17 protein-coding genes are annotated in these 16983 nt (G+C 50.5%); 11 read left to right on the forward strand and 6 right to left on the reverse strand.

What is annotated here, in order from left to right; genetic code table 11:
- Positions 1-52: 52 nt before the first annotated feature.
- Both KK083_RS06185 and KK083_RS06190 read left to right on the forward strand, forming a co-directional pair.
- Positions 53-211 carry a hypothetical protein gene (locus KK083_RS06185; protein WP_254161735.1) on the forward strand — a complete coding sequence of 53 codons (159 nt, stop codon included), beginning with the start codon at positions 53-55 and terminating at the stop codon, positions 209-211.
- A 354-nt stretch (positions 212-565) separates the two neighbouring features.
- A complete protein-coding gene (locus KK083_RS06190; RefSeq protein ID WP_254161736.1) occupies positions 566-1717 on the forward strand; it encodes a sensor histidine kinase in 1152 nt (383 codons plus the stop codon).
- A gap of 45 nt (positions 1718-1762) precedes the next feature.
- On the opposite strand, the gene KK083_RS06195 is transcribed toward KK083_RS06190, so the two are convergent.
- The gene (locus KK083_RS06195) at positions 1763-2386 is read right to left on the reverse strand and encodes a hypothetical protein (protein ID WP_254161737.1); all 624 of its coding nucleotides are present in this window, start codon (positions 2384-2386) and stop codon (positions 1763-1765) included.
- Positions 2387-2543: 157 nt separating this feature from the next.
- On the opposite strand from KK083_RS06195, the gene KK083_RS06200 reads away from it, so the two are divergent.
- Positions 2544-2765, forward strand: coding sequence for a hypothetical protein (locus KK083_RS06200; protein ID WP_254161738.1), 222 nt, complete (start codon positions 2544-2546; stop codon positions 2763-2765).
- A 288-nt stretch (positions 2766-3053) separates the two neighbouring features.
- Here the strand turns inward: KK083_RS06200 and KK083_RS06205 are convergent, their stop codons facing one another.
- Positions 3054-3299 carry an XRE family transcriptional regulator gene (locus KK083_RS06205; protein WP_254161739.1) on the reverse strand — a complete coding sequence of 82 codons (246 nt, stop codon included), beginning with the start codon at positions 3297-3299 and terminating at the stop codon, positions 3054-3056.
- A gap of 332 nt (positions 3300-3631) precedes the next feature.
- On the opposite strand from KK083_RS06205, the gene pxpB reads away from it, so the two are divergent.
- The 8 genes from pxpB (at position 3632) to KK083_RS06245 (ending at position 10845) form a co-directional block, all read left to right on the forward strand.
- A complete protein-coding gene (pxpB, locus tag KK083_RS06210) occupies positions 3632-4345 on the forward strand; it encodes a 5-oxoprolinase subunit PxpB (RefSeq protein WP_254161740.1) in 714 nt (237 codons plus the stop codon).
- Complete coding sequence (locus tag KK083_RS06215; protein ID WP_254161741.1) at positions 4342-5322, forward strand: 5-oxoprolinase subunit C family protein; 981 nt, start codon at positions 4342-4344, stop codon at positions 5320-5322. The genes pxpB and KK083_RS06215 overlap by 4 nt, the downstream gene beginning before the upstream one ends.
- Entirely contained in the window at positions 5312-6070 is a 759-nt protein-coding gene (locus KK083_RS06220; RefSeq protein ID WP_254161742.1) for a LamB/YcsF family protein, read from the forward strand. The genes KK083_RS06215 and KK083_RS06220 overlap by 11 nt, the downstream gene beginning before the upstream one ends.
- The gene (locus KK083_RS06225) at positions 5991-7247 is read left to right on the forward strand and encodes an NRAMP family divalent metal transporter (protein ID WP_254161743.1); all 1257 of its coding nucleotides are present in this window, start codon (positions 5991-5993) and stop codon (positions 7245-7247) included. Before KK083_RS06220 ends, KK083_RS06225 begins: the two co-directional genes overlap by 80 nt.
- 242 nt (positions 7248-7489) lie before the next feature.
- Entirely contained in the window at positions 7490-7774 is a 285-nt protein-coding gene (locus KK083_RS06230; RefSeq protein ID WP_254161744.1) for a hypothetical protein, read from the forward strand.
- Positions 7728-8162 (forward strand): response regulator, encoded by a 435-nt coding sequence (locus tag KK083_RS06235; protein WP_254161745.1) that lies wholly within the window; start codon positions 7728-7730, stop codon positions 8160-8162. The genes KK083_RS06230 and KK083_RS06235 overlap by 47 nt, the downstream gene beginning before the upstream one ends.
- Positions 8163-8179: 17 nt before the next feature.
- Positions 8180-9328 carry an ATP-binding response regulator gene (locus tag KK083_RS06240; protein ID WP_254161746.1) on the forward strand — a complete coding sequence of 383 codons (1149 nt, stop codon included), beginning with the start codon at positions 8180-8182 and terminating at the stop codon, positions 9326-9328.
- Positions 9325-10845 (forward strand): ADP-ribosylglycohydrolase family protein, encoded by a 1521-nt coding sequence (locus KK083_RS06245; RefSeq protein ID WP_254161747.1) that lies wholly within the window; start codon positions 9325-9327, stop codon positions 10843-10845. The genes KK083_RS06240 and KK083_RS06245 overlap by 4 nt, the downstream gene beginning before the upstream one ends.
- Before the next feature lie 156 nt (positions 10846-11001).
- Here the strand turns inward: KK083_RS06245 and KK083_RS06250 are convergent, their stop codons facing one another.
- The 4 genes from KK083_RS06250 to aspS all read right to left on the reverse strand — a co-directional run.
- A complete protein-coding gene (locus KK083_RS06250) occupies positions 11002-13092 on the reverse strand; it encodes an OmpA family protein (RefSeq protein WP_254161748.1) in 2091 nt (696 codons plus the stop codon).
- A gap of 135 nt (positions 13093-13227) precedes the next feature.
- Positions 13228-14868, reverse strand: a complete 1641-nt coding sequence (locus KK083_RS06255) for an N-acyl-D-amino-acid deacylase family protein (protein ID WP_254161749.1) — start codon at positions 14866-14868, stop codon at positions 13228-13230.
- A 192-nt stretch (positions 14869-15060) separates the two neighbouring features.
- Positions 15061-15807 carry a class I SAM-dependent methyltransferase gene (locus KK083_RS06260; protein WP_254161750.1) on the reverse strand — a complete coding sequence of 249 codons (747 nt, stop codon included), beginning with the start codon at positions 15805-15807 and terminating at the stop codon, positions 15061-15063.
- Between the two features lie 48 nt (positions 15808-15855).
- The coding region (gene aspS / locus KK083_RS06265) for an aspartate--tRNA ligase (RefSeq protein ID WP_254161751.1) at positions 15856-16983 on the reverse strand (1128 nt) is incomplete at its 5' end.

Here is a 16983-nt window from a genome sequence, read left to right on the forward strand (position 1 = left end):
CGGATGAAAAGCAATTTCGTTTTTCTTTTAAGATTAAAATCTTTCTCTACGAATGCAATCGTCATTGACGGCTGGCTGGAAAAAAGGAGCTGGCGGCAGACTATTTTTCATGAGCGATACGCATCCTTCTCTGGCGTTTGATGAACATTTTTGGCTGCATAAAATCATTCCGTTGCCATGCGTTTTTTTCCCGCTAAAAGAACAAGCGTAACCGTGCGGGTCAGGGCTTTCACAAGCCTCGACGATAACCTTGCCATTAATCAATAAAAACATAGCGCATATTGAGAACATCTGTAATTCTTTTTGCTGTTTTCTTATATTGATCAGCCAGGGCCCGCACAACGGAGTAGGTATTTGCCGGGAAAAGTAACCGGTTCTGGCAGCAGAAAGTGGGTTGAAATCTTACATGGGGCAAATTCTCACGAAGCGGCTGTATTGGGGATAATCTGCCACATTCTTAAAAATTCTAAAAAAACACCCGGTAAATTCCCGTTTTTCTCTATGGAACAATGTTTACCGATTAAATATTGCAGGAATTAAAACGTTAAAAAGTCTGATGGAAAGCATGCTGAAAATATTGAGCCTCGAAGACATGGAAGAGGATGTTGAGCTGATCACGCGAACTTTGCAAAAAGCGGGGCTGCAATTTGAGATCAGGCAGGTAGATACACGCGAAGGATTTGTCCAGGCGCTTGAAGATTTTAATGCAGATGTGATCCTTTCAGACCACTCATTGCCGCAGTTCAATTCTGTGGAAGCGCTCGAGCTCTATAAAAAGAAGGGACTGCAGATGCCATTTATTCTGGTGACGGGCGCAGTGTCTGAAGAGTTTGCTGTTACCTGCCTCAAACAGGGAGCAGACGATTATGTGCTCAAATCCAATCTTGCGCGTCTGCCCAATGCCATCACCAATGCCATCAGGCAAAAAGAAGCCGAACGTGCAAAAGTAAAAGCGGCGCAGGCGCTTCAGTCGCAAAATGCCGAGCTCAAGAAGATCAACAAAGAGCTGGATAGCTTCGTCTACAGCGTGTCTCATAATCTGCGCGCGCCCCTGATGTCGGTGCTGGGACTGCTCGATCTTGCCAAACATGAGATCCACAGCAATAGCAGTACCCTCGATCAGTATTTCGCCATGATGGAAAGCAGCATTCACAAGCTTGATGAAACTGTCAGGGAGATCCTGGATTACTCGCGCAATGCAAGACAGAACCTCACTGTTGAGCGCATCGACCTGAAAAAAATGCTCAACGATAATTTCGAGAAGATGCAGTTCATGCCCGGATCGCAGCTCATTGCCCATGAGGTGACTGTAGATGAGCAAAGTCCTTTTTATTCAGATGCCTACCGGCTGTCTGTGATCATGAACAACCTGATCTCTAACTCCATCAAGTATTACGATACGAACAAATCCAATCCCGTTATCAGGATCTCCATTACCGTTAGCAAAGACCATGCGTTGCTCGAGTTCCGCGACAATGGCATCGGCATAGAAGACCGGTATTTAGCAAGAGTGTTCGATATGTTCTTCAGGGGAACCGACGCCAACAAAGGTGCGGGCCTCGGACTGTACATCGTAAAAGAAGCGGTTGAAAAGCTGAAGGGCGAGATAAAGATCGAATCGGAAATAGGGCAGGGCACTACGTTCATGATCAAACTTCCTAACCTGCTGGCGGACAACGAACCTGTGAACAACAACCGGATGGAAGCGGTTTTTTAGCTGACCCACACGCCCCCGAACCCTGAAGACAAGCGGAGGAAGTGATCACAGGCAAACATGGAAAACTTTCGAAGACAGCCCGTTGAAGTGGAGGAAGGATTCAAATTCTATCCGGCTGATGGTATTGATCTTTAGCGCGCGCGTTGTCTTGCCATTCAAACGGTCGGTGAGATACATGAGCTCCAGCTTGTTGTCAAAATCCCTGATGTATCCATGAACAGTGCTTTGGTCATCGAGCGTGAGGCTGATGTGATGCCCCGAATCCAGTGTTTTGACGAGCACGATCTTCAGGTCGTTGAGTGTGATGTTGCATTCTCTTTTTCTGATCCTGAGCAGCGTATTGAAGTCCGACGCAGCGATGTTTCTCAGCGTACGTTTCAGTCCGTCTTTGTACAAGGTGTTGAAGAACCGCAGCTTTTCGATGCTGGCGAGCAGCAGTTGATTGTGCTGCAACAGCTTGCCGTGAAGATCAAGTTTTTTCAGAACGATGATCTTCTGATCGGTGACTGTGCTGATGAAGATATCTTCAACGGCGGTCAGGTACATATTACTGTCTTGCGGCCTCACGAAGATGCCCACTACATTGCCCTGGTGAAGGCTGATACGGAGGGCTTTCAGGATGTCGTCCGCTTCGGTGATGAGGGCTTTTTCTGCTAGTCGTTCCATCATACGCCTTTATCTTTTATGAATAACAACCGTCAAAGGCGACAAAAGTAAATGGTTTGGTCATTCCAAATCTTAACCCGAAGCAACGATTGAGATGAAGTGAAAAAATCGGGTGGCATAAAGTTTTACAAATCGGTTAATGTGCGGAACGAAATAGTGTATGGAAGTTTTTTCGAAGGAAATTCTGATCGGCAACCTTAGAATAGAATTGTCGGTTGAAGAAGAGCACGGACGCAGTAAAGTGATCTTCACTGCCCGTGATGAAGAAGACAGAAGAGTTTGGCGAACACCTCTGATGGACCTGAACGGCGACATCAAGCTTTATCGCTCGCAGGAAGAAGCCATAATCGACGCAGAACGGAAATTGGGTGCTGCCTTTTGATACTCAATTGCGATAATTTTAAAAGCGGCCAGGGCCGCTTTTTTTATGAGTACATCTTATAAGATGTGGATTTTTTTCCCTGTATGTTAAGCGAAGTATGGATCCCTGTAAGCGGTTTTGAGGGCATACACTTCTGATCTCTGACAACGAAGGCTGCGTGTGCCGAGATGGCCACTCATGATTAAAAAATTTTCAACAGTCGCTTAAAAAAATGTGGCCACCGCTTCATCCATGCAAATGCCCTTCAACGGCTATTATCATATATGATAGCCCCACATAACCGCCCTATTAAAGCTCATTGTTCCGGAGCAGGCAAAAGAAATCTTCCGGATTGAGCTGGTGAATAGCCAGCAGCTTCATAAGGCTTTTAATGGTGATGTTAGCCTTGCCTTTTTCAATTCTCCAGTACTGGATCAGTGGCAGATTATGGTCGTTGGCGAAATCGGTGATATTCTGATATCCCTTCCGGATCCTGAGCATGCTTAACCCCTCGCCTATACGCTTCAGTACCGCCTGCAGCGTTTTCGTTTTCATAACAGGCATCTTTATATCATTTTTGGTTATCGGGTGTACTATGCCAATTTGCTTGCCAGCCCGCTTAAAACTGCATTTTGGGCCTGAATATCCACCCGGTAACACCTGATTGTTGACATTTTCTACAACGCTGCCTTTTTCGTCTGGCATCAGGCGAATTCCTAAAGGCCGCTGATTCTGTAAAATGAAATTTATACAGATCAATAACGTGATTAAACCGCTTAATGAATGCAGGGGCGTGCGTATCATTTTCCACAGGCGGCCCAGCTGTCTCTTAACTTTCCGTACGATGTTATGGAGTTGTTTATTATTTTCACACGCAAACCCCACGCATGGAAGACTTTACCATTTACCCGCTTGGCGACCAGGCACTCACCTTCTCTTTGGGTAACAGCATCCGGCAGCGAGATCATGAAAGAATCCAGGGCATGAAGCGCTGGCTCGAACAGCACCCGCCGCCAGGCCTTACAGACATCGTTGTTGCCTATAGCTCCCTTACAGTAGTGTATGACCTGTATCAGCTCAGGCAGGCCACCCATTCATCCACGGCTTTTGAATTTGTTTCTGCAGCGCTCCGGGAAGCTTTCCATCGTGGTACAGATCATACTGCCGATGTGTCTCAAAAGCGATGGGAAGTTCCTGTGTGTTATGATCAGGCATTTGCACCTGACCTGGATCATGTAGCCAGGTTGGGCAACCTCAGCACCGCCGAGGTGATCACGCTGCACACGGCTCGGGTGTATCGCATCTTCATGATCGGTTTCCTTCCGGGATTCCCTTACATGGCCGAAGTAGACGCATCTATTGCCGCACCGCGCAGGGACCAGCCACGCCAGGTTGAAGCAGGAAGCGTAGGCATAGCAGGTATTCAGACAGGCATTTATCCTGTGTCATCTCCCGGCGGGTGGCAGATCATCGGGCGAACCCCCCTCAAAATGTTTGACAGAGGCAGCGATCCGCCTGTACACCTGGAGCCTGGGCATGAGGTCCGGTTCTACGCTGTTACCAGAAAAGAATTCGAAGACCTTTCACGACAGCGGGCATGAGCATACAATTGATCAGGTCCGGCATACTGGACACCATCCAGGACCAGGGAAGGCACGGTTACAGCAAATGGGGCATCAATCCTTCCGGTACCATGGACCGTTATGCAGCACAGGCCGCCAATATTTTGGTGGGAAATGCGCTTGACGAGGCTGTGATGGAAATGCATTTTCCCTCCGGCGAATTGTTGTTCACGAGCGATGCCCTCGTCAGCATCACAGGCGCAGATTTCACGCCGTTGATCAATTCAAAAGCGGTGCCTTTGTGGAAACCCATGGTGGTGAAAAAACATTCTGTGCTCACTTTTCAGCGCAGGCAGTGGGGCTACCGTTGTTACCTGAGCGTTCGCGGCGGATTTGGGATCACACCATGGCTCGGCAGCCGGAGCACCAACATGAGGATCTCCGCCGGCGGATTCCAGGGCCGGGCGCTGAAGAAAGACGATCAGCTGAATTTCCGCCGGCAGCTACCGGGTCCCGAAGCGCATGATGACCTTCGTATCCTTCCATGGCGTGTGAATGCGCAACCTGTCTATCACGATATGGGTAGCATCTGCTTCGTTGAAGGCAGGGAGTGGTCGTGGCTCACGTCGGCCTCACAGCAGCAGGTTCTTTCAGACCCCTTCAGCATCGCGCCATCGTCTGACAGGATGGGCTGTTATCTGCAACATGAGCCACTGGCTGTGCAGCGCACGGAACAGCTTCTGTCGTCGGGCGTGAGCATGGGTACCATCCAGTTGTTGCCCGCCGGAAAGCTTGTGGTGCTCATGGCCGATCATCAGACCACGGGTGGTTATCCGCGCATCGGTCACATCATCTCGGCGCATCTTCCAAAATTATCACAATTGGCACCCCACGAATCGCTGCGCCTCCGTATGATCAGCGTTGCAGATGCCGAAAAAATGTTATTTTCACTTCAACAGGAATTGCGCGCCCTGCAGCGGGCATGCCTGGACAAACTCAGTGATTATGACCTATAGCATCGATCTGAATTGCGATATGGGTGAAAGCTTCGGCGCTTATATCATCGGCCAGGATGAAGCCCTGATGGAATACGTGTCGTCAGTGAATGTTGCCTGTGGTTTTCATGGTGGCGATCCTGCCGTGATGCGCAGAACGGTGGAGCTTGCTGTGCACAGGAACATCGCCATTGGCGCACATCCCGGGTATCCGGACCTGCAGGGCTTTGGGCGGCGCGAGATGAAAGTGTCGCCGCAGGAAGCGTATGACATGGTGCTTTACCAGATCGGCGCGTTGTCTGCTTTTGTACATGCTGCCGGGGCCAGGCTGCACCATGTGAAACCACACGGTGCTTTATACAATGCAGCGGCCAAAGATGCTGCGCTGGCTTCTGCCATTGCCAGGGCGGTGAAAGATGCCGGTAACGATCTTGTTTTCGTTGGGCTGTCAGGAAGTGTTATGATCAGCGAGGCAAGCCGGCTCGGGTTAAAGACAGCAAGTGAAGTATTTGCAGACAGGTCGTACCAGGATGACGGCACCTTAACGCCGCGTTCTGCACCTGGTGCCATGATCCATGATCCGGAGCAGGCTGCGCGGCAGGTGCTGCGCATGGTTCAGCATAAGGCAGTGACTTCAGTTTCAGGAAAAGATATTCCGGTGGTGGCGGAGACGGTGTGCATTCATGGCGATGGCACTGCTGCACTTTCATTTGCCCGCGCCATTGTTCATTTACTCCAACAGCATCATGTCGGCATCAAAACAACTTAACCGTTCTTCGGTACTGCTGGGCTCCGCGTTCCTTATGGCCACCTCCGCCATCGGGCCTGGTTTCATCACGCAGACCACGGTATTCACCGATCAGCTGAAAACCAGCTTCGGATTTGTCATTCTCTGCTCCGTTTTGCTCGACATCGTTGTGCAGCTCAACATCTGGCGCATCATCAGCGTCTCAGGCCTGCGCGCACAGGATCTTTCTAACAAGCTCCTGCCTGGCTCGGGTTATTTGCTGGCCTTCCTGATCGTGATCGGTGGCCTTGCTTTCAACATCGGTAACGTGGCCGGCGCAGCCATGGGCATCCAGGTGCTGGCCGGGACCGACCTGTGGATTGGCGTGATGATCAGTGTGCTGATCTCGCTCTTCATATTCTGGTACAAGGAAGCCGGAAAAGCGCTCGACCTTTTTTCAAAAGTGCTGGGTGGTGTGATGATCCTCTTAACGGCCTACATTGCTGTCAGCTCCAACCCGCCACTGGTCAGCACGCTTCATCATACTTTTGTTCCTGAAGCGATCGACTCATCCGCCATTATCGTGCTCGTGGGCGGCACGGTTGGAGGCTACATCAGTTTTGCCGGCGTGCACCGGTTGCTGGATGCCGGTATCGTGGGAGAGGGGCATCTTGCCGATGTATCGCGCAGCAGCGTAAAAGCGATCCTGCTGGCTTCGGCTATGCGCATCCTGCTGTTCCTCGCGGCGTTGGGTGTGGTCATGGCAGGAGCATCGCTTAACCCTTCTAATCCTGCGGCCTCTGTTTTCCAGATCGCAGCAGGTCAGGTGGGGTATCGCGTGTTCGGCATCGTGCTGTGGTGTGCATCCATCACCTCCGTTGTGGGGTCTGCCTACACGTCTGTATCTTTCCTTCGAACGTTTCACCCGTTCTTTGAAAAAAACTATCAGGGCATCATCACTTTTTTTATCGTATCATCGGCGCTGGTGTTTTTAGTGGTGGGAAGGCCCGTCAATGTGCTGATCGTTGTAGGGGCGCTGAATGCATTTATCCTTCCGGTCTCGCTTGCGCTGATCCTGCTTGCGGTGCGGCAGCGAAAGCTGGTGGGTAGTTATCGTCATCCGTTGTGGATGGAAGTAACAGGATGGATCGTCACGCTGGTGCTGGTGGTGATCAGCGTCAAAACAGTGTTGTTCGACCTGGCCAGGCTCTGGGGTTAAAATGTGGGCATTTGAGCGTATGCACTGCGTTGCGGCTTGCGATCAACGGTATCGCCACTTATGTAATAATGATGTAAGTTTTTATTTTAAAAGCAGGTATTATACGTGGGCAATTTTTTTAATTTTAAATTAGCCCATCACTACATTGCTGTCAATTAACGTTGGCGGCAACACGATTCTGGAGGTAATGTTTTTTTGTTGGCTTAATTAACAACTGCCATTTTTTGGTGTTGTAGTCTATCATGCTTGAATTTTACTTCGATAAACAGATCCCGATCGGATTTTTACTCGCTTTAGCTGGTCTTTCTTGGCTGGCGGCTTCTTCTTACTTAATTATGAAAGCGCTGGTGCAAAGCAACCGCGCGATGTTGCGTTCACAGGTTCTTTACTCCATAAGGCTGGCAGAGATCCCTGCCGTTTGCTTACACTGTCCCGCACGCTCTTTTCAGGAACAACTTTTTTATTTCACAATTCTCAATAATGATGGAAAACAACAATGCAGTAGAGATCCTTTTGGTAGAAGATAATCCTGATGACGCGGGGCTGACCATTCGTGCGCTGAAAAAGCACAACCTGGCCAATAACCTGCTGCACCTTCAGGATGGGGAGGAAGCCCTCGATTTTCTTTTCTCCGAGAAAACGACGGGTATCCCGAAGGTGATCCTGCTCGACCTGAAAATGCCCAAGATAGACGGCATCGAAGTGCTGCGAAAGATCAAGTCCGACGATCGCAAAAAGATCATCCCCGTTGTTGTGCTCACCTCTTCCAAAGAAGAACGTGATATCGTAGAATCTTATAAGCTGGGCGTCAATGCCTATATCGTTAAACCTGTTGATTTTGATAAGTTCGTAAAGGCCATCTCTGAAATCGGTTTTTTCTGGTTGTTGCTGAACCAACCACCGAAACACACATAACGATTTTAAAGTTGGCTATGGAAAAAGTACTGAAAATACTCATGCTTGAAGACCTTCAGGACGATGTGGGATTGATCGAACGTACACTGCGTAAACAGGGTATCTCCTTCACCACCCGGCGGGTTGACACCAAGGAAGAATTCACGGCAGCCTTGTCAGCATTTGCACCGGATGTGATCCTGTCGGACCATGCATTGCCACAGTTCAACTCGCTGGAAGCGCTCCACATCTGCCAGGAGCTGGCACTGAACGTTCCCTTCATTCTCGTCACCGGCACCGTGTCTGAAGAATTCGCCGTGAACTGCCTCAAGCAAGGCGCTGATGACTACGTACTGAAATCAAATATGGTAAGGCTGCCTTCCGCGATTCAAAACGCCTTGCGGCAGCGGCACCTGGAAAATAAAAGGCGAAATGCAGAGCTTACCCTAAGGAACCAGAACCAGGAGCTCGTGAAGATCAACAAGGAGCTCGACAGCTTCGTGTACAGTGTTTCGCATAACCTGCGCGCCCCGCTGATGTCTGTGCTCGGACTCATCAACCTGGTGCAGATCGAGAACCAGAAGCATGATCAGGGCCTCGGTCATTACTTTACGATGATGCAGACCAGCATCCACAAACTTGACGATACCCTGAAAGAGATCCTGGACTATTCCCGAAACGCGCGCAGTGAAGTGAGCGTTGGGCCGGTAGACCTCGAGCGGATCATTGAAGATAGCTTCGAAAGGTTGCGGTATGTTGAAGGATCGGAACAGATCAGCAAGAACGTGACGGTCGAAAGCTCCATGCCCTTGCATTCGGATGCTTACAGGTTATCGGTGATCCTGAATAACCTGGTCTCAAATGCTATTAAATACCGCGATGAGAACAAGGCCAGCAAGGTTGCCATTCATGCATCCGTAAACGCCACCCAGGCCGAGATCACGTTCAGTGACAATGGTATTGGCATCCCCGATGAATTTCTTCCCAAGATCTTCGATATGTTCTTCAGGGCCACAGAACGCAGTGAAGGCGCGGGCCTGGGCCTGTACATCGTAAAAGAGACCGTCGACAAACTTCATGGCACCATTCATGTGAACTCATCACCCGATGAGGGCACAACTTTTTACATTAAAGTGCCAAACATGAAGACTCCGCTAAAGGTACCCCGGGCGGAGACTACCGGATGAAACATCTTACTTGGCTTGCACTTTTTCTGCTGATCCAGGCAGCCCCGCCAGCTGACAAGGATACTGTTTTAATTTCTCTCACCAGGGAAGGTCTGCGCGACAAGATCATGGGCGGATGGGCCGGGCAAACCATAGGCGTAACATTCGGAGGGCCAACGGAATTCCGTTTCAATGGAACGATGATGCAGGAATACCAGAAAATAGACTGGCACGATGGCTACCTGAAAGAGACCTTTGAAAAGAACCCCGGATTGTACGATGACCTTTACATGGACCTTACTTTTGTGGAGGTGTTTGAAAAGGAAGGAATCAATGCACCGGCGACATCTTTCGCCAAAGCTTACGCCGAAGCGGGATACATGCTCTGGCATGCCAATCAGGCAGGGCGTTACAACATTCTTCATGGCATCGATCCGCCTGCCTCGGGTCACTGGCTCAACAATCCCCATGCGGATGACATCGATTTTCAGATAGAAGCCGATTTCGCCGGGCTTATGTGTCCCGGTATGCCGCAAAGCGCTTCGCAGATCTGCGATAAGGTGGGGCACATCATGAACTATGGCGATGGATACTACGGCGGACTCTACATTGCCAACCTGTATGCGCTGGCGTTCACCAGCAACAAGATGGGACACATTGTTCGCGAAGCCATCAAAAGTATTCCGGAACGGAGCACATTTCACCAATGCATCAGGGACGTGATCCGGTGGCATCATCAGTATCCTGGCGACTGGAAGCGAACCTGGTTCGAGATCCAGAAACGCTGGGCGGAAGATATCGGCTGCCCTGACGGAGTCTACAGCGTGTTCGACATCGACGCCAAGCTGAACGCGGCCTATGTAACGCTTGGCCTGCTGTACGGAGAAGGCGACTTCACAAAAACAATGGAGATCACCACACGCGCCGGCCAGGACTCGGATTGCAATCCTTCATCGGCGGGTGGTATCCTGGGCGTTGTGCTGGGTTATCAAAATATTCCTGATCTCTGGAAAGCAGGCCTCAAAGACATCGAAGGTCTGGATTTCAAGTATACCACCATGTCGCTGAACGATGCGTACGAGGCCAGCTTCAGGCAGGCATTGAGCATGATCAGCGAGAACGGAGGGAAGGTGAGGAATGGCAATGTGGTGATCAATGTTCAAAAGCCTGTTACCGCAAAATGGGAACGCAGCTTCGAAGGACATTTTCCCATAGAAAAAAGGTGGCTTGAGAACAAGGTCATTGAAGATTCGTTCGAATTTGATTTTGAAGGTATCGGTTTTGTACTGCGCGGTGAAGCTGCACCCTGGAACAGCACTTCAGATCATGTGATCCACGCAGAGCTTTATCTCAACAACAAGTTCGTTGAAAAAGCAGCGCTTCCAGCAAGTTTCACCACACGCAGGTCTGAGCTGTTCTGGAAATATCAGCTGCCACACAAAAAACATCACGTGAAGATCAAAGTGCTCAATCCCTCACCAGCGCATCCCCTGCGGGTCACGGATGTGGTGGTGTATGATGTGAGGAGCGATCGTTGATCAGTAGGCAGTAGGCAAAAAAGCAATAGGCAAAGGGTGGTCAAGACTGGCAAAGGCAATTTCTTAAGTAGATTTTGAAACAGTGTTCGCAATGTCGTGGAGTACTGTTGCCTACTGCGCCCGATTTATCGGGCTTTGTCTACTGCCTACTAGGCACTATCCTCCTGTCGAAGAAGCTTCCAGAATTTCAATCTCGGTTCTGCGGTTGATCTCGCGGCCTTCAGCTTCGTCGTCGTTGGACACCAGCGGGCGCTCGGAGCCGAAACCTTTTGCAGCTACGCGCCCTGCTTCAATACCTTTGTTAACAAGATACTGAACAACTGACTCGGCACGTTGCAGCGAAAGGGTCATGTTGGTGGCGGCGTTACCGGTATTGTCGGTGTGACCGTTGATCTGCACTTTCAGGTGTGCGTTCGTGGAAAGCAGCTCCCTGATGTTTTCAAGTTCGGCAATGGACTCCTGTTTCAGGTCAGACTTGCCCACATCAAAAAAGATGTTCTTCAATACCACCTTCGAACCCACTTCTGCCTTCACCATCAAAATGTGTGTATCGATCTCCTGGTATTCGGCAAACTCCGGCAGGTTGAAGTTGATGGAGTTGAAGAGGTATCCCGCCTTTTCAGTGGCCACACCGTAGTTTCCGCCGTGGGGAATAACAAGCTCGAAGTCGCCGGTAGACGCATTGGAGCTGATCTTCGCCACCACGCGCCCTGTTTCGTTTTCAACCAGCGAGATCACGGCATTGAGTGGCGCAGCGGTGGTCTCGTCTATCACCTTTCCCTTGAGCACGGTCACCACTTTCAAATCCCTTTTCTGCTGCAGCATGGGGTCGACAAAGTCTTCCGTTTTTGGCTCAGTCACCGGGGGAGGTGTGCTGACAATTTCTTTCTTCGGCTCTTCTTTCTTCGGCTCAGGCTCCTGTACCGGAGGCGCTACCGCTACAGTTTCTTTTTTGGGTTCGATGATCTCGGGCTGAAGGCTGGCCATCACCACCGGCGGCGTTGCAACCTTGGGTGGTGGATCGTTGAACTTGATCTCATAGATGTCGGCGCTGCCCAATCCTTCTTCGCGCAACGCAGAGTAGTATCCGGTTTTTTTATCGGCTGAAATCGTGAAGAACCCATCGTACTCAATGGAGTTGATGGGGGACCCCAGGTTGACGGGTTTCGTCCATTTGCCGTTCACAAATTCGCTTTTGAAAATATCGTTGCTGCCCATGGTGGGGTGGCCATCGGAAGAAAAGTATAACGTTACGCCGTCAGGGTGAATGAAGGGAGAATCTTCATGATACGGTGTGTTGATGGTGGGGCCCAGGTTCACAGCTTTTCCCCAGTTGCCTTTCGCGTCGAGCTCGCTCACGTAGATGTCGAGCTCACCCCGTCCGCCGGGGCGGTTGCTGGTGAAATATAATTTTTTGCCGTCGGCAGAAATAGAAGCCGAAGTTTCCCAGAAGAGCGGTGTGTTGATATTCTTGTTCAACGGCACAGGTTTAGACCACTCGCCGTTCTCCAGCGTGGAGGTAAAGATATCGCCTGCACCTTCTTCATAATACAGGAACAGTGTTTTGCCATCAGGTGAAAGTGACGCTGCAGCATCGTTGAATTTGATGTTGATGTTCTCGCTGATCTTTGTCGGAGTCCCCCATCCGTAAGCGTTCTTATGGGCAATGTAGATATCTTCGAAATTGGTGGAGCTTTTGATCTTGTATTCGTCCGTAGACCGGTTCGAGGTGAAGATCATGGTTTTTCCATCGTTGCTCACCAGGGGTGAATATTCGTGAAAGTTGGAGTTCAAGGTGCTGCCCACGTTGGTAATGGTCACGTAGGCCGGGTGCTGTGCCAGAGAATCACCGATCTCGCATTCGGCGATCTTTTGCGTGGCGATCTCGATGAGCTTTTTATTTTTTCTTTTGAACGTGGTATAGTGCTCGATGGCCTTGGCGTACTGGTGGGCGTTCTGGTAAGCCATGCCCAGGTGATAGTCGATGTCTTCATCCACTTCCGGTTTTGTGCGGTAGGCTTTTTCAAGGTAGGTAACAGCTTTCCCCTTTTTTTCGCCGTGGAGGTATGAGATGCCCACCCTGAAATTGGTGTTGGGGTCGTTGGCGTCGAGCTTCAGCGCTTCGAGGTATTGCAGCAGAGCGTTTTCAAAATCCTTCTTGGCAAAATACTTGTCGCCTTTATCCAAATAGTCTTTGAGACTTTGCGCCTGTACAACACAGCACAAAGCCAGCATGAATATGGCCAAGACGTAAAACTGCCTTTTCCTCATAGGTGGCGGGCTCCTGATGAATTGGAATTAGTGATGAAATTTCAATGGATTAAATGCCAGAGACAAGCCGAAACGGGACCGTGTGACATTGGTGTAAGGAAACTTCTTGTTTTAACGTTTTTTCCACCCCGGACCGTAGATGATCCTGCCTGGTTTGGCGAGGGTGTGCTCTCCGTTTGCAAGTACCTGAACACCATTGACAAACACATGCTCCATACCTTCCGCATATTGCCGAGGATTTTCAAATGTTGCAAGGTCTCTGATGGTTGCGGGATTGAATATCGCCAGATCGGCATAATATCCGCTAACAAGACGCCCTCTCTTCATGATCTTGAGGTTGGAGGCGGGGAGAGAGGTCATGCGTCTGACAGCCTCCTGCAGGGAAATGATCTTTTCATCGCGCACATATTTGCCCAATACTTTGGCGAAGGTGCCGTAAGCGCGGGGGTGCGCGCCCCAGTCTTCGAATACTTTCAGCGTCGACATAGAGGCTGCGTCAGACCCAAAGCTCACGTAAGGTAATGCCATGATCTTTTTAACATTCTCCTCTGATTGCAGATAATAGAGTGCTTCTATACGCGACTTGTCCCGAATCACCAGGTCTAAAACAGTTTCATCGGCGCTCTTGCCGTGCAGCCTGGCAACCTCGTCGAGCCGTTTTCCCTTGTACAATTTGTTGAGCGAGTCGAGCCGGAAGCCCGTGAGCACTACATCGGAGGGATCGGAATTTTTGTAAGGAATGCCCTTTTCCATTTCGTGCAGCACCTTTTTTCGCACGGCAGGATGTCTCAGCCGTTTTCGCATCTCCTTGCCACCACCTTCCTGCACCCAGGTGGGGATGCGCGACGTGAGTCCCGTGCCGCTGGCCTTGTAGGGATACATGTTGGCGGTGATCTTCAGACCAGCCAGGCGTGCGCTGTCGATCTTGCCGATCAATGCATCGATCTTGTTCCAGTTGCGGGAGAGGTTGATCTTGAGATGATAGATCTCCGCGGGAATATTTGCCTCCTTCGAGATGCGCAGTGTTTCATTGAGCGCGTGAAGCACGAAGTCTCCCTCGCTGCGCATGTGGGTGATGTACATGCCGCCGTGTGCCGCTACAACCTGCGACAGCGCGATCAGCTCTTCTGTAGTAGCATAGGTTGCCGGTGCATAGATCAGCGATGATCCCAATCCCATCGCACCCTCTTCCATGGCCTGACTCACCAGGTTTTTCATGCGTTGCAGTTCCTGTGGCGAAGGAGGCCGGTTAGCCTGATCGAGCTCATACATGCGAATGGTGGTGGCGCCCACGAAAGACGCAACGTTCGGGCTCATACCTTTTTGTGCCAGCCACTTGAAGTATCCGCCCAGCGTGGTCCACAAGCTGTCTACGGGCTTCCCGGTTTTGTTTCGCTTCACAGGCCCCGGCGAAAAACCTTCACCGAATACCTCGAGTGTTACACCCTGTTTGATATTGCTCATGGAGCGGCCGTCGATGAGCAGCGCGCGGTCTGCCCAGCTCAGCATGTTGACGAACCCCGGCGCAACGGCCAGGCCAGATGCATCGATCTCCTTTTTTGCAACCATGCCTTTCAGGTCTCCGATCGCAGCAATGGTATCATGCCGTATCGCAACATCTGCCTGAAAGGGTGCGTCTCCTGAGCCGTCGTAAATTGTTCCGTTCCTGATAATACAATCGAACTCCACCTGTTGGGAGCGATCACTGGTAAAGGTTGCGATGAGCAGCGCAACAGACAGAAAGTAGGGCATAAAAGATTACACCAGATTACTCAAGTTCGTACAAAAATGAAAGCAGGTGTAAGAAAAATGAAGTTTAAGATTTAAAGTTCAAAGTTCAAAGTTCAAAGTTTAAAGTTTAAGGTTTAAGGTTAGGTCGGGGTAAACTGGTCAATCTTGAGTCACCAACGTGAAACCTTAAACTTCAAACTTCTAACTTTGACGTTAGCCGTTGATTTTTCCCAGTTTCATGAACAGCGGGAAGGTGGCGGTTTTGACCGTATCTTCTTTCCAGCGCTGCTGCAACGTTTTCGTGAAAGGCGCAACAGGGTCATGTCCCTTCACCTGGATGTATTTCTGGGTGGCCGACCATGATGAAAGATAGCCTGTAAACTGCCGCAGATCCCAGCGCACGGTCAGGTTAAAAACGGGTGTGGGGATCTGTTCAAACGGAAAGGGAATGCCTGCGTATTGCTGCTCCACGAGTCTTCGCGCATGGTCCCAGTAAGGTCCAACAATGTTGTGATAGAAATCCAGGAATAGCGGATCGATCTCCTCGTCGATGGTAAGCAGTGAATAGCCCCACACCGCCAGCAACGCGCCTGGTTTTGCGGTGCGTCTCGCTTCGTTGTAAAATTCATCTGTATTGATCCAGTGCAGTGCCTGGGCCACGGTGATGAGATCGAACTGTGCATCGGGAAACGTTGTCTGCTCCGCTTTGCTCACACTGTAGTGGATATTGCCTGCCGTGAAAGCGTTGTCGATCTGCTTTTGGCTGATGTCGGTGGCATACACCTGATCGAAATGTTTTGAAAGATACTGCGCCACCTGTCCGTTGCCAGTGGCGCAGTCCCATGCCGTTGATCTTTTTTTAAGATGCCGAAAAATGAACTGATAAAGATCTTCCGGATACGTGGGCCGGAAAGCGGCGTATATCTTCGATTGATCTGAGAAGTAATCTTTAGTGCTCATATTGCTTCGGGTTAAGGTGTCCTACACTTTTAAGTAGGACACCTTAACTTACTGTTTGATGATCAGTCCCAGTTCGTCGAGCTGCTCCTGCGCGATGGTGGAAGGAGAGTCGATCATCACGTCGCGGCCAGCATTGTTCTTCGGGAAGGCGATGAAGTCGCGGATGGAATCAGCGCCGCCAAAAATAGAGCACAACCTGTCGAAGCCGAAGGCAATGCCACCGTGGGGCGGAGCGCCGAACTCGAAGGCGTCCATCAGGAATCCGAATTGTTTTTTGGCTTCTTCTTCAGAGAATCCGAGCTTGGCAAACATCATCTGCTGCGTAGGTCTGTCGTGGATCCGGATAGAACCACCACCAACTTCCGTACCGTTGATCACCATGTCGTATGCGTTAGCCCTTACCTTGCCGGGATCGCTGTCAAGCAATCCGATGTCTTCACGTTTGGGTGAAGTAAAGGGGTGATGCATGGCGTGGTAACGTTTGGTATCGTCGTTCCATTCGAACAGCGGGAAGTCGATCACCCACAACGAAGAGAACTTATTCTTATCACGAAGGCCGAGCTTTTCGCCCATGTGCAGGCGAAGCTCGCTCAGCTGTTTGCGTACGGCACCTGTTTCGCCTGAAAGGATCAGCATCAGGTCGCCGGGTTTTGCATCAAATTTTTCTGCCCACTGCTTCAGGTCGTCAGGCGAGTAGAATTTATCAACAGACGACTTGAGTGTTCCGTCGGCCCTGTACTGAACATACACAAGACCTTTCGCACCTACCTGCGGACGTTTTACAAATTCAGTGAGCTCATCGAGCTGCTTGCGGGTATATTCAGCGCAGCCTTTGGCGTTGATGCCCACAACAAGCTCGGCGCTTTCGAAGACGGGGAAATTTTTCCCTTTGGTAAGCGCTGTGATCTCCGTGAACTTCATCTCGAACCTGGTATCGGGTTTGTCGGAGCCGTACTGGCGCATTGCGTCATCGTAGGTCATGCGGGGCAGCGAAGGGAAATCCAGTCCTTTCACCTGCCTGAAGAGGTGGCGGATCAGTCCTTCGAAAGTATTGAGAATGTCTTCCTGCGTAACGAACGCCATCTCGCAGTCGATCTGTGTGAACTCGGGCTGGCGGTCTGCGCGCAGGTCTTCATCGCGGAAGCATTTTACGATCTGGTAGTAGCGGTCGAAACC

The sequence above is a fragment of the Chryseosolibacter histidinae genome (genome assembly GCF_018598225.1).
In the GTDB taxonomy this organism is placed as follows: domain Bacteria; phylum Bacteroidota; class Bacteroidia; order Cytophagales; family Cyclobacteriaceae; genus Chryseosolibacter; species Chryseosolibacter histidini.

What these genes read in the sequence shown, in the direction of transcription:
- KK083_RS06205 (WP_254161739.1), bottom strand. Translation starts at nt 3,299, where the DNA reads ATGAAAACGAAAACGCTGCAGGCGGTACTGAAGCGTATAGGCGAGGGG.
- KK083_RS06255 (WP_254161749.1), bottom strand. Translation starts at nt 14,868, where the DNA reads ATGCCCTACTTTCTGTCTGTTGCGCTGCTCATCGCAACCTTTACCAGT.
- KK083_RS06215 (WP_254161741.1), top strand. Translation starts at nt 4,342, where the DNA reads ATGAGCATACAATTGATCAGGTCCGGCATACTGGACACCATCCAGGAC.
- KK083_RS06225 (WP_254161743.1), top strand. Translation starts at nt 5,991, where the DNA reads ATGGCACTGCTGCACTTTCATTTGCCCGCGCCATTGTTCATTTACTCC.
- pxpB (WP_254161740.1), top strand. Translation starts at nt 3,632, where the DNA reads ATGGAAGACTTTACCATTTACCCGCTTGGCGACCAGGCACTCACCTTC.
- KK083_RS06185 (WP_254161735.1), top strand. Translation starts at nt 53, where the DNA reads ATGCAATCGTCATTGACGGCTGGCTGGAAAAAAGGAGCTGGCGGCAGA.
- KK083_RS06190 (WP_254161736.1), top strand. Translation starts at nt 566, where the DNA reads ATGCTGAAAATATTGAGCCTCGAAGACATGGAAGAGGATGTTGAGCTG.
- KK083_RS06220 (WP_254161742.1), top strand. Translation starts at nt 5,312, where the DNA reads ATGACCTATAGCATCGATCTGAATTGCGATATGGGTGAAAGCTTCGGC.
- KK083_RS06240 (WP_254161746.1), top strand. Translation starts at nt 8,180, where the DNA reads ATGGAAAAAGTACTGAAAATACTCATGCTTGAAGACCTTCAGGACGAT.
- KK083_RS06195 (WP_254161737.1), bottom strand. Translation starts at nt 2,386, where the DNA reads ATGATGGAACGACTAGCAGAAAAAGCCCTCATCACCGAAGCGGACGAC.
- KK083_RS06230 (WP_254161744.1), top strand. Translation starts at nt 7,490, where the DNA reads ATGCTTGAATTTTACTTCGATAAACAGATCCCGATCGGATTTTTACTC.
- KK083_RS06260 (WP_254161750.1), bottom strand. Translation starts at nt 15,807, where the DNA reads ATGAGCACTAAAGATTACTTCTCAGATCAATCGAAGATATACGCCGCT.
- KK083_RS06200 (WP_254161738.1), top strand. Translation starts at nt 2,544, where the DNA reads ATGGAAGTTTTTTCGAAGGAAATTCTGATCGGCAACCTTAGAATAGAA.
- KK083_RS06235 (WP_254161745.1), top strand. Translation starts at nt 7,728, where the DNA reads ATGATGGAAAACAACAATGCAGTAGAGATCCTTTTGGTAGAAGATAAT.
- KK083_RS06245 (WP_254161747.1), top strand. Translation starts at nt 9,325, where the DNA reads ATGAAACATCTTACTTGGCTTGCACTTTTTCTGCTGATCCAGGCAGCC.